Raw genomic sequence first — 11,480 nt, 5'->3', positions numbered from 1 at the left:
TCCCCGCGCCGCGACGGCCGTTCCGAGCGCCGCGACGGCCGTTCCGACCGCAGCCGGACCTGGTCGTCACCTGCCTCCGTCCCGCCCTCTCGCCACCGCCTTTTCCGCCCGCTCCGCCGTCCGCCGCCGGTGCCTCCGTCCCGCCCGCCCGGGCCGGCGCACGGTGGTCCGTCCACTCGCCGAGGTGACCGCACATGCCCTATGTCGTCGAACGTGCCTTCCGGTCCGCCGGGCCCCGTCTGCAACAGGCGTGGCCCGGTCATCTCGCCCATCTGCGGTCCCTGTCCGCCCGCGGCGTCCTGCTCGGCGGCGGCCCCGCCGGGAAGGGGAACGGGGACATCCTCCTGCTCGCCGTGTCCGACGAGGTGTCACTGCACCGCGCCCTGCGCGCCGATCCGCTGGTCCGGCAGGGACTCGTCGCCCGCACCCGGATCCGTTCCTGGCAGGTGGCCTACGGACACGAGGCACTCACCGGCCGCGCATGCGGCGATTTCCCGCCCGCCACCGCCGACACCGCCGACCTGCTCACCCCGCACGAGTCACGTATCGCCGGGATGGTGCTCACCGGTATGACGAACCAGCAGATCGCCGGACGGCTGAACGTTTCGTGCCGGGCGGTGGAACAGCATCTGACGCGCATGTACCGGAAACTCTCGATCAGCCGTCGTGCCCAGCTCGCCACCGCTCTCGGTACGACCGTGCTCCGGTACGGAATTCCGCAGGAGGAATCCCTCACTGCGTGATTCCGTAGTGCCCGGCATCGGATTCCCGCCTAGCGTGCCTTGCGTCGCCCGGTCCCGTTCCGGAAGCCGCCTGAGAAATGCGGCAGGAAAAGTCAGGGCCGGCCGACAGGAATTACACGGCAGCAGGAATCACCTCGGAAAAGGGGAACTGATGTCCTTGCAATCCGCGGAACGTCTGGGAGTCGTCGTCCCGTCCGGCAACGCCGCCGCAGAGCCGGAGACCGCCGCCCTCGTCCGGCCGGCCATGAACGTGCACACCGCCCGCTTCCCGGTCCTGCCCGGCCGGAGTCTGCGCGAGCGGCTGGACCTCTACAACGAGCGCCTCGACGACGTCGTCGCCGGATTCGGCGGCCTGGCCCTCGACGCGGTCGTCGTGGCGTGCAGCGGCTCCCACTACCTGCTCGGTCCCAGCGGCGACCGGGCCCTGTGCGAGAAGCTCGCCGACGCGGGCGGCCGACCGGTCGCCTCCTCCACCCTCGCCACCGTGGACACCTGTGCCGACCTCGGTGTCACCGAGCTCGTCCTCGTCTCGCCCTACGAACCCTGGCTGACCGACCTGTCGCGGACCTTCTGGGAGCGGGCGGGTCTGACCGTGTCCCGGGTCGTGCCGGTCCGGGCCGGGGACCGCTTCTCCCCCTACGACGTCAGCACCGACGACCTGCTGCGCCAGGTCGGTGCCGCCGGCATCGGTCCCGACGAGGCCCTGCTGTTCACCGGCACCGGCATGTTCACCTTCGACGCGCTGCGGCAGATCGGCCAGGGCAACGACCGTGTCCTGCTCACCTCGAACATCTGCTCGGCACGCTGGGCCCTGAAACAGACCGGACTGCGGGCCGACCCTGCGGAGGAGACCGGCCTGCTGCGCCGACTGGACGCCCTCGCGGGCGGAACGGCATGAGCGTCCCCCACCGCCCCGTCGTCGTGGTGGGAGCCGGCCCGGTCGGGCTCACCACCGCCCTGGTCCTGGCCCGGGGGGGTGTGCCGGTCACCGTCCTCGAGTCCGCCGCGCAGCTGTCGACGGCCTCCCGCGCCTCCACCTTCCATCCGGCCACGCTGGACCTGCTCGACGAACTGGGCGTCGCCGCCCGGCTGCGCGGCCTCGGGCGGGAGGTTCACGAGATCCAGTGGCGCGACCTCGACCAGCGCGTGCTGCACCGCATCCGCTACGACGCCCTCGTGGGACGCACCGCCCACCCCTACCGGCTCCACGCCGAGCAGTCCCGGCTCACCCCGCTGCTCCTCGCGGCGCTCGAGGCGTACCCGCACGCCGAGGTGTGTTTCTCCAGCACCGTCTTCGACCTGCGGGCCCGGGGCGATTCGGTGCGCGTGTGGACCGAAGGGCCGACCGGACTGCGCACCCCCCTGGACGCCGGGTACGTGGTGGCCGCGGACGGCAGCCGCAGCCGGGCCCGCGCCGCCCTCGGGCTGCCCTCCCGTCCCACGGAGTACCCCTGGTACGCCCTGCGGGTCGTCACCCGGACACCTCTCGACGAACTGCTGCCCGGCCTCGCGCCCCTGACGTACGTCCGGGACCCCCGGCAGTCCTTCAGCCTCCTGGGCATGCCCGACCACTGGCGGCTGGTCTTCCGCGTCCTCGCGGACGTGCCGCGCCGCCGGGCCGTGGAGCGGACCGAGGTGCGCGCCCTCCTCGAACGAGCGCTGCCGGCCCGAGCCGAGCGGATCGAGATCGCCGACGCGCACACCTACCGGCTGGCCGCCTTCGCGCTGCCGGAGTTCCGCCAGGGCCGTGTCCTCTTCGCCGGGGACGCCGCCCACCTCACCTCCACCGCCGGCGGCATGAACATGAACTGCGGTCTGCACGACGCCGTCGCCTGGGGACGGGCCCTGACCCGGGTCCACCGGGGCGACGCCGGCGAACGGCTGCTGAGCTCGGTGGCCGCCGAGCGCCGCCGGGCGCTCACCGGCAAGGTGATCCCGCGCAGCGAGGCCCGCACCGCCGGCCTCGACGACCCGGTCCGTCTGCGCCACGCGATGGACGACATCGGCCGTGTCGCGGACGACCCGCGCCGCACGGCGGACTACCTCGTCGAGGCGTCGCTCCTGGACTGCGCGCCCCGGCCCCAGCTCACGCACTGACCGACCGCCTCGCACCTCTCTTCCCCCTTCCCACCGAGAGGACGGAAACGCCATGCGCATCTGGTTCCACAAGCACACCGTGGAAGGACGGCTGCCACTGCTGGACCAGTGGTACCGCGAGCATCTGGACGCGGTCGCCGCCCCCGGCACTGTCGTCGACATCAAGACGCTGCCGGCCGAGACCTACCCCGACAACACGCCGTTCGGACTGGTCGGCCACCATGCCGCCCAGGTCCTTTTCAGCGAGCACTTCGCGCACGCCGCCCTGCGCGCCGAACGGGAGGGCTACGACGCCTGGATCACCGCGGCGGGCCAGGACCCCGGCCTCCGCGACGCCCGGCACCTCGCCGCCGTACCGACGATCGGCTACGGCGAGACGGCCTTCTTCCTGTCCTCCCTGACCGGGCACCGCTTCGGCCTGCTCGGCTTCATGCCACCGCTCGAGGAACCCATCCGGGCCAACATCCACCACTACGGCCTGGAGTCCTCCCTCGCCGCGTACGAGGTGGTGCCCGGCGGCTGGGACGGCGTCCACCAGGCCCTCGACGGCGACTACGACCGGTTCCTGACCGTCTACTCCGAAGGCGCCGCCCGCGCCCGCAAGGCCGGCGCGGAGATCATCGTCCCCGCCGAGGGCATCCCCAACGAGATCTTCTGGCACCTCGGCGTCCGCGAACTGCACGGCATGCCCGTGATCGACCCGGCCGGTCTCGCCGTGAAGTTCGCCGAGTTCACCGTGACCCTGCGAGACCTCCGCATCTTCGCCCGGTCCGACGCCGGCTACTGGTTCCACCGGCCGCCCGCCGAGATCTCCCAGCACCTCGAGAAGGTCTTCCTCGGCTCGATCCTCCAAGGAGCGTGACCCCGCATGACCATCCAGTCGAACCTCGGCCCCGCCCCCTTCAGCACCCCCGCCGACTCCCCCCTGCACCGGCCGCGCCGGCTGCGCCGCACCGCGCAGCTGCGCCGTCTCACCACCGAGACCCAGGTCCACGCGAACAACCTGATCCAGCCCCTGTTCCTGCGCGAGGGCCTGACCGAGCCCCGGGAGATCCCCTCCATGCCCGGCGTGTACCAGCACTCCCGGGATACCCTGCGCAAGGCCGCCGTGGAGGCCGTCACCGCCGGTGTGGGCGGGCTGATGCTGTTCGGCATCCCGGAACAGAAGGACCCGCGCGGCACCGGTGCGGTCGACCCCGACGGCATCCTCCAGGTCGGGCTGCGCGACGTGGCCGCCGAGGTCGGCGACGCCACCGTCGTCATCGGCGACATCAACCTCGACGAATACACCACCCACGGCCACACCGGGGTCCTGGGACCCGACGGGGACGTCGACAACGACGCCAGCGTGGAGCTGTACGCGCGGGCCGCCGTCGTGCAGGCCGACGCTGGCGCCCACGTCGTGGCTCCCAGCGGCATGATGGACGGCCAGGTACGGCACATCAGGTCGGCCCTCGACACGGCAGGCCACCACAACGTCGCCGTCCTCGGCTACTCCGCCAAGTACGCCTCCCATTTCTACGGCCCGTTCCGCGACGCCGTCGAGTCCTCCCTGCAGGGCAACCGCCGCACCTACCAGCAGGACCCGGGCAACATCCGTGAGTCCCTGCGCGAGGTCGCCCTCGACCTCGCCGAGGGCGCCGACATGGTGATGGTCAAGCCGGCCCTCGCCTACCTGGACATCGTCCGGCTGATCGCCGAGCGCGTCGACGTGCCCGTCTCCGCCTACCAGGTGTCCGGCGAATACTCCATGATCGAGGCCGCCGCCGCCCGCGGCTGGCTGGACCGCGACGAGACGATCGCGGAGAGCCTCACCTCGATCCACCGGGCCGGCGCCTCCCAGATCATCACCTACTGGGCCACGGAGTTCGCCCCCCGCCTGGGCTGACCGCCCACCGCGACCGGCGCCCCGTACACGCCGGGCCCGCACTCCCCGTCCACCGGTCCCACCCCGGGCGTGCCCGCCTCCCGCCGCACGCCCGGCCCCATCGGTTCCCCTCACGTCATCCATCGAGGTGCAAGGACTGTGCGACGAACAACACCGGACGACCACCGGTTCCTCACCGTGGGCATCAGCCACGCCACCGCCCCCCTCGACCTGCTCGAACAGCTCTACGAGAGTCCCAGACCTCTCGACGACCTCGCGCAGCGCGTCGCCGCCGCCGAGGGCCTGTCCTCCGCCCTGATCCTGTCCACCTGCAACCGGCTGGAGGTGTACGCCGAGGCCGACCCGGACACCGATCCGGTGGCGGAGCTCGGCACCCTGATCGCCGAACACACCGGCGTCGCCGCCCAGGACCTGACGCCCTACCAGTACGTACGCCGGGCCGACGACGCGCTGCGCCACCTGTTCCAGGTCGCGTCCGGCCTCGACTCCGTGGTCCTGGGCGAGGACCAGATCCTCGGCCAGGTCAAGGAGGCCCTCGAACGTGCCCGGCGCGTCGGGTCCGCCAGCAAGACCCTCCACCAGGCCGTCCAGGCGGCGTTGCGGGCCGGCAAGCGAGCCCGCAACGAGACCGGGCTCAACGAGGCCGGACGCTCCCTCGCCACCGCCGGACTGGCCTTCTTCGAACGGCTGGTGGGCTCCCTCGACGGAAAGACCGCCCTGGTCATCGGGGCGGGCTCGTTCGGCGGAGTGGTCCTCGCCGCGCTGCGCCGCTCCGGGCTGAGCACGGTGCACATGGCCAACCGCACCCCGGAGAAGGCGCACCGGCTCGCGGAGACCGCCGGCGGACACGGCTTCCCGCTGGAGGAGGTCCCCCGGCTGCTGGCCGAGGTCGACGTCGTGGTCAGCTGCACCGCCGCCACCGAACCCCTGCTGACGGCCCGCGAGGTGGCGGCCTCCATGGCCGTCCGCGGCGGGCGTGAACTGTACCTGCTCGACCTGTCGCTGCCCCGCAACATCGAGCCGGAGGCGGGACTCGTGCCCGGCGCCACCCTCGTCGACCTCCAGCGCATCGCGGAGGAGGGCGGCGACGACGAACTGTCCGTGGCGAGCGTCGAGTCCGCGCACCGCATCGTCGACGCGGAGATCGAGAACCTGAAGGCCGCCCGTCGCGCGGCCCGGGCGACCCCCGTCCTCGCCGCACTGCGCGCCAGCGCCGCCGAGGCCGCCGACGCGGAGATCGGCCGCCTCGGCAAACGCCTCGACGCCATCGACGGCGACACCCTGCAGGAGGTGACCCGTACCGTCCGGCGCATCGTCGACAAGGTGCTCCACCAGCCCACCGTCCGCGCCCGCGAACTGGCCGGGCGCCCCGACGGCGAGGTCTACGTCGACGTCCTGCACGCGCTGTTCGCGCCCCACCCCCAGCACGCTCCCGCTCCCACTCCCGCTCCCGCCCAGGAGGTCATGGCATGAGCGCGATCTCAGCACTGTGGAACGCGGACTCCATCGCCGTCGTCGGTGCCACCGAACGCCCCGGCGCACTGGGCCGCAAGCCGATGGACTTCCTGCTGCGCCACGGCTACAAGGGCCGCATCCTGCCGGTCAATCCGAAGGGCGGCGAGATCCTCGGCGTCCCGGCCCACGCCTCCCTCAAGGAGGCGCCCGGCCCCGTCGACCTGGCCCTGATCATGGTGGGCGCCGACCGGGTGCCCGGCGCCGTCGACGACTGCATAGCCGCCGGGGTGCCGCTCGCCGTCATCGCCTCCTCCGGCTTCGCGGAGACCGGCCCCGAGGGAGCCGCCCTGCAGGCGGAGACGGTCGCCCGGGCCCGGGCGGGCGGGCTGCGCCTGATCGGGCCCAACTGCATCGGTGCCGTCAGCTTCAACAACCGCGTCCTGGCCACCTTCAGCCCCCTGTTCGGGGCCGAGAACGTCCCCTTCGAACCCGGCACCCTGGGCTTCGTCAGCCAGAGCGGCGCCCTGGGCTTCGGCGCGGCAAGCCTCGCCCTGCAGCGGGGACTGCGCCCCGGCTGGGTGGTGAGCACCGGCAACGACGCCGACGTCACCGCCCTGGAGGTACTGCGCGAGCTGGCCGGCGAGCCCGGGTGCCGAGGCCTGCTCGGCTACCTCGAGGACGTGCCCGACCCGGACACCCTCCGGGCCCTGAGCGCCTCGGGCACACCGGTCGCCCTGCTGAAGTCCGGCCGTACCGAGGCCGGCGGCCGGGCCGCCGCCTCCCACACGGGGGCGCTGGCCACCGACGACCGCGTCCTCGACGCGGCACTGCGGCAGCTGGGCATCGCCCGCGTCGACGACATCGACGAACTGCTCGACGCGGCCGCCGCGTTCGAGTTCCCGCTGCGGCCGAAGGGACCGCGTGTCGCCGTGGTCACCACCTCGGGCGGCTCCGGGATCCTCGCCGCGGACGCCGTCGGGGACTGCGGGCTGGAGCTGAGCCGGCTGTCCGAGGAGAGCATCGAGGCCCTCACCGAGATCGTGCCGCCGTTCGGCGCCGTGCAGAACCCCGTCGACATCACCGCCACCGTGCTCAGCGACCCCACCCTGTTCGACCGGTCGCTCGACGTGCTCCTCGCGGACGACGGCGTCGACATCATCGTCGCCTGCTTCTGCGTGATGGCCGGACCCGACGTCGAGAAGGCGGTCACCGCTCTGTCCAAGGCGGCCCGCAAGGGCGGCAAACCGGTCCTGGTGGCCCGCACCGGCGCGGACTTCCTCGCCCCGGACGCCACCGCCATGCTCCGGGACGCCCAGCTCCCCGACTACCCCACCCCGGCGCGGGCCCTGAAGGCCGCGGGTGCGCTCTGGCAGGTCAGCAGGCCCCGCCCGCGGATCACCCGCGCCGTCGGCGCGGCCCTGCCGCTGCCCGCGCCCCGGGCCACCGAGCCCCAGCTCAAACAACTGCTGGCCGGCGCGGGCATCGCGGTGCCGGACGGGCGTGTCGTCCGCGACGCCGAGGAGGCCGCCGCGCTCACCGCCGCGCTCGGCGGCAGAGCGGTGTTCAAGGCCGTGCTGCCCGGCCTGCTGCACAAGTCGGAGGCGGGCGGCGTCCGGGTCGGCGTCACGCCTCAGGAGGCCCGGGACGCCTTCCAGGACCTGGCCGCGCTCGGCGGTGACGTGCTCGTCGAGGAGCTCGCCGCGGACGGTGCCGAAGCCCTGGTCGGCGTCCGCAGCAGCCCGCTCGGCACCGTCCTGACCGTCGGGCTCGGCGGGCTCTTCACCGAGCTCCTCGACGACGTCGCCCACCGTGTCCTGCCCCTCGCCGACGGCGACGCCGAACGCATGATCGCCGAACTGCGCGGTGCCGCCCTGCTGCACGGGGCCCGCGGCACCGAGGCGGTCGGCGCCGACGCGCTGGCCGGCCTGCTGTACCGGCTGTCCGACGCGGTCCGCGACTGGCCGGGCGAGTTCGAACTGGACCTCAACCCGGTGCGGCTGCGGCCGGACGGCGCGATCGTCCTGGACGCCGCGTTCTCCGCCGGGGACAGGCCGGCCGGCTGAACCGCTCCCGGGCGGAGCGCTCCTCCGCCCACCTCCCGGGGACGGCCGTCGCGCCGTCCCCGGCGGGCGGGAGCCTACGGCTTCCCCGCCGCCGGCTCCCGCCGCTCCCGCGCACCCCGTCCCGTACCCGTTCCGTCCGGCACCCAGCAGCGAAAGGCCCCACCACCGATGTCCTCACCCACCGCTTCCGCCACTCTCGACGGCGCCGCGCGAGCGGCCTCCGCCCCGTTGTTCGCACGGGCCGCGGCGGTCATTCCCGGTGGTGTCAACTCCCCGGTGCGCGCCTTCGGCTCCGTGGGCGGCACCCCCGTGTTCATGGCCTCGGCGCACGGCCCCTACCTCGTCGACACCGACGACAGGGAATACGTCGACCTCATCTGCTCCTGGGGCCCGATGATCCTCGGGCACCGGCACCCCGCCGTCCTGGAGGCCGTGCGGACCGCCCTCGACGCCGGGACCTCGTTCGGGACGGCGACGGAGGGGGAGATCCTCCTCGCCGAGGAGATCGTCGCCCGGGTCGCTCCCGTGGAGAAGGTCCGCCTCGTGACCTCCGGGACCGAGGCGACCATGTCGGCCATCCGCCTGGCCCGCGGGTTCACCGGCCGCTCGAAGGTCGTGAAGTTCGCCGGCTGCTACCACGGCCACGTCGACGCACTGCTGGCCGCGGCGGGCTCCGGCCTCGCCACCTTCGCGCTGCCCGACACCCCCGGCGTCACCGGCGCCCAGGCCGCCGACACCGTCGTCCTGCCGTACAACGACCTCGACGCCGTGGCACGCGTCTTCGCCGAACAGGGCGCCGAGATCGCCTGCGTCATCACCGAGGCCGCCCCGGGCAACATGGGCGCCGTGCCCCCGCTGCCCGGCTTCAACGCGGGACTGCTGGAGCTGTGCCGGCGCCACGGTGCCCTGTTCGTCTCCGACGAGGTCATGACCGGATTCCGCGCCGGACGCGACGGCTGGTACGGCCGGGACCGCGTGGCCGCGGACCTGTTCACGTTCGGCAAGGTCATGGGCGGTGGCTTTCCCGCCGCCGCCTTCGGCGGCCGCTCCGACGTCATGGACCGTCTCGCCCCGGTGGGCCCCGTCTACCAGGCGGGCACGCTCGCGGGAAACCCGGTGGCCACCGCCGCGGGTCTCGCCACCCTGCGCCACTGCACCGACGAGGTCTACGAGCGGCTGGAGGCCGTGTCCGCGACCATCGGCTCCGCGGTCTCCGACGCGCTCTCGGCCGAGGGTGTCGCCCACGTCCTGCAGTACTCCGGGACCATGTTCTCGGTGTTCTTCTCCTCGCGCGCGGTCCGGGACTACGACGACGTGAGGGCGAGCGAGGCGTTCCGCTACCGGGCCTTCTTCCACGCCATGCTGCGCCAGGGCGTCTACCTGCCGCCGTCCCCGTTCGAGGCGTGGTTCGTGTCCGCCGCGCACGACGACCGCGCTGTGGACCGGATCGTCGCCGCCCTGCCGCAGGCGGCCAGGGCGGCGGCCGGAGCGGTCCCCCCGGCGGTCTGACCGGGCCCGTGCCGGGATGTGCCGCCGGCCCGGGAGCGGGCCGGCGGCACATCCCGCGGCGCGTACCGCGCGGCGGGCCTCAGGGGACCAGTTCGATCCCGACCCGGACGTTGCCGCGCACGGCCCGCGCGTAGGGGCAGCGGGAATGAGCCCGGCCGACCAGCTCCCGGGCCGTCGCGGCGAGGACGCCGGGCAGCCGTACCACCAGGTCGGCGCTGATGCCGTAACCGTCGTCGTCGCGCTCCAGATGCACCCGCGCCGTCACGGTGGGCTCCTCGGTGAGCGTCACCCGCGCCTCGCGCGCCGACAGCCGGAGCGCGCTGTGGAAGCAGGCCGCGAAACCGGCGGCGAACAGCTGTTCCGGGTTGCTCCGTTCCCCGGTGCCGCCGACCTCCTTCGGCGCGTCGAGAGCCAGTTCCAGTACGCCGTCGGAGGAGACGACCCGGCCTTTGCGGCCGTCTCCGGACGATGTGACCTCGGCCGTGTAGAGAACTGCCACGATTCCATTCCCTTCTGTTCGCGGAAGGCGGAGGAAAACACTCGGAAGATAGGCGGAAAGCGGAGGCCGAACCATACGGAATTCCGAACGGAGAGCCGGAATCCGTGCGTAAGGAAATCAGTCAGCAATTCTGGGCAGCGGATGATGAGGAGATGGTTTTCATGGGACCACTCGAAGGAGTGCGCGTGGTGGAACTGGCGAGCGGCGCCCCCTGCGCGTTCGCCGCGACGGTCCTTGCGGACCTGGGGGCCGACGTCGTCCGCGTCGACCGCCCCGGGGAGGGCGGGTCCGGACCCGCTGATCCCCTGAGCCGTTCGAGGCGCTCGGTCACGGCCGACCTGAAGGACCCGGGCGACGCGCGCCGCGTGCGTGCCCTCGTGGACCGCGCCGACGTGCTGCTCGAAGGGCTGCGCCCGGGCACGTGCGAGCGACTGGGCCTGGGGCCGGACTCCTTCACCGAGTCCCATCCGGGCCTTGTCTACGCCCGGTTGTCCGGATGGGGGCGGAAGGGGGACTGGGCGCGGCGCCCGGGACACGACATCAGCTTTCTCGCGCTGTCCGGGCTGCTCGACGCCGACGCGGGGGCCGCCGGCGTCCCGGCGCCCCCGTCGACGTATCTGTCCACCTTTGCGGGCGGCGGACTGCTCCAGGTGGTGGGCGTGCTGGCCGCGCTCCACGAGCGGTCCCGCAGCGGGCGCGGGCAGGTGGTCGACGCGGCCATGGCCGACGGCGCGGCCCTGCTCGACGTGATGGTCCGCCAGTGGCGGGAGAACCCCGGCAACGTCACCGTGACCGACGCCCCCTACTACACCGTCTACGCGTGCCAGGACGGCCGCCATGTGGCCGTGGGCGCGATCGAGCCCCGTTTCTACGAGGTGCTGGTGACGCAGCTCGGTCTCGGCGACGACCTGCCCGACCGCGGTGACGAGTCCGCCTGGCCCCGGCTGCGGGAGCGGTTCGCGAGGGCGTTCCTCGGCCGCCCCAGGGACCACTGGGTGAAGGTGTTCACCGAGAACGAGGCATGCGTGGTTCCCGTCCTCGACCGGGAAGAGGCCGCCGAGCACCCCGCCCTGCAAGACCGTGCGGCCTTCGTGGAGGTCGCGGGCCGTCTCCAGCCGTCCCCGGCCCCCCGTTTCACCCGGACCCCCGCGGCGACCCCGCGCCCCGCTCCGGTCCCGGGCGCCGACACCGTGCTCGTGCCCCGGGACTGGGGCGCGGCCGTGTGA

10 protein-coding genes are annotated in these 11,480 nt (G+C 73.4%); 9 read left to right on the top strand and 1 reads right to left on the bottom strand.

The features are described from left to right. Positions 1 to 194 precede the first annotated feature (194 nt). The 8 genes from ABZ862_RS36845 (at position 195) to hemL (ending at position 9,755) form a co-directional block, all read left to right on the top strand. A complete protein-coding gene (locus ABZ862_RS36845) occupies positions 195 to 743 on the top strand; it encodes a LuxR C-terminal-related transcriptional regulator (RefSeq protein WP_360968472.1) in 549 nt (182 codons plus the stop codon). 151 nt (positions 744 to 894) lie between these two features. Beyond that, positions 895 to 1,641: an arylmalonate decarboxylase gene (locus ABZ862_RS36840; protein ID WP_360968469.1), complete on the top strand. Its 747-nt coding sequence runs from the start codon at positions 895 to 897 to the stop codon at positions 1,639 to 1,641. Next, a complete protein-coding gene (locus tag ABZ862_RS36835; protein ID WP_360968467.1) occupies positions 1,638 to 2,840 on the top strand; it encodes an FAD-dependent oxidoreductase in 1,203 nt (400 codons plus the stop codon). Before ABZ862_RS36840 ends, ABZ862_RS36835 begins: the two co-directional genes overlap by 4 nt. A gap of 52 nt (positions 2,841 to 2,892) precedes the next feature. After that, the gene (locus tag ABZ862_RS36830; RefSeq protein WP_360968465.1) at positions 2,893 to 3,702 is read left to right on the top strand and encodes an aspartate/glutamate racemase family protein; all 810 of its coding nucleotides are present in this window, start codon (positions 2,893 to 2,895) and stop codon (positions 3,700 to 3,702) included. A gap of 6 nt (positions 3,703 to 3,708) precedes the next feature. After that, positions 3,709 to 4,728 (top strand): porphobilinogen synthase, encoded by a 1,020-nt coding sequence (gene hemB, locus ABZ862_RS36825; RefSeq protein ID WP_360968462.1) that lies wholly within the window; start codon positions 3,709 to 3,711, stop codon positions 4,726 to 4,728. 138 nt (positions 4,729 to 4,866) lie between these two features. After that, positions 4,867 to 6,201 carry a glutamyl-tRNA reductase gene (gene hemA / locus ABZ862_RS36820; RefSeq protein ID WP_360968459.1) on the top strand — a complete coding sequence of 445 codons (1,335 nt, stop codon included), beginning with the start codon at positions 4,867 to 4,869 and terminating at the stop codon, positions 6,199 to 6,201. Next, a complete protein-coding gene (locus ABZ862_RS36815; protein WP_360968456.1) occupies positions 6,198 to 8,246 on the top strand; it encodes an acetate--CoA ligase family protein in 2,049 nt (682 codons plus the stop codon). Before hemA ends, ABZ862_RS36815 begins: the two co-directional genes overlap by 4 nt. Before the next feature lie 168 nt (positions 8,247 to 8,414). After that, positions 8,415 to 9,755, top strand: coding sequence for a glutamate-1-semialdehyde 2,1-aminomutase (gene hemL, locus ABZ862_RS36810; protein ID WP_360968453.1), 1,341 nt, complete (start codon positions 8,415 to 8,417; stop codon positions 9,753 to 9,755). A 79-nt stretch (positions 9,756 to 9,834) separates the two neighbouring features. Here the strand turns inward: hemL and ABZ862_RS36805 are convergent, their stop codons facing one another. After that, positions 9,835 to 10,254, bottom strand: coding sequence for an organic hydroperoxide resistance protein (locus ABZ862_RS36805; RefSeq protein WP_360968450.1), 420 nt, complete (start codon positions 10,252 to 10,254; stop codon positions 9,835 to 9,837). A 161-nt stretch (positions 10,255 to 10,415) separates the two neighbouring features. Between ABZ862_RS36805 and ABZ862_RS36800 the strand changes: the two genes are divergently transcribed. Beyond that, positions 10,416 to 11,480 (top strand): CaiB/BaiF CoA-transferase family protein, encoded by a 1,065-nt coding sequence (locus ABZ862_RS36800; protein ID WP_360968447.1) that lies wholly within the window; start codon positions 10,416 to 10,418, stop codon positions 11,478 to 11,480.

Origin of the sequence: Streptomyces sp. NPDC047000, from assembly GCF_040644295.1 — a bacterium.
Classification (GTDB): Bacteria; Actinomycetota; Actinomycetes; order Streptomycetales; family Streptomycetaceae; genus Streptomyces.
Note: the sequence above shows the minus strand (reverse complement) of the source record. Positions and strands in the feature narration are given on the sequence as shown.

What these genes read in the sequence shown, in the direction of transcription:
- ABZ862_RS36835 (WP_360968467.1), top strand. Translation starts at nt 1,638, where the DNA reads ATGAGCGTCCCCCACCGCCCCGTCGTCGTGGTGGGAGCCGGCCCGGTC.
- hemB (WP_360968462.1), top strand. Translation starts at nt 3,709, where the DNA reads ATGACCATCCAGTCGAACCTCGGCCCCGCCCCCTTCAGCACCCCCGCC.
- hemL (WP_360968453.1), top strand. Translation starts at nt 8,415, where the DNA reads ATGTCCTCACCCACCGCTTCCGCCACTCTCGACGGCGCCGCGCGAGCG.
- ABZ862_RS36830 (WP_360968465.1), top strand. Translation starts at nt 2,893, where the DNA reads ATGCGCATCTGGTTCCACAAGCACACCGTGGAAGGACGGCTGCCACTG.
- ABZ862_RS36840 (WP_360968469.1), top strand. Translation starts at nt 895, where the DNA reads ATGTCCTTGCAATCCGCGGAACGTCTGGGAGTCGTCGTCCCGTCCGGC.
- ABZ862_RS36800 (WP_360968447.1), top strand. Translation starts at nt 10,416, where the DNA reads ATGGGACCACTCGAAGGAGTGCGCGTGGTGGAACTGGCGAGCGGCGCC.
- ABZ862_RS36815 (WP_360968456.1), top strand. Translation starts at nt 6,198, where the DNA reads ATGAGCGCGATCTCAGCACTGTGGAACGCGGACTCCATCGCCGTCGTC.
- ABZ862_RS36845 (WP_360968472.1), top strand. Translation starts at nt 195, where the DNA reads ATGCCCTATGTCGTCGAACGTGCCTTCCGGTCCGCCGGGCCCCGTCTG.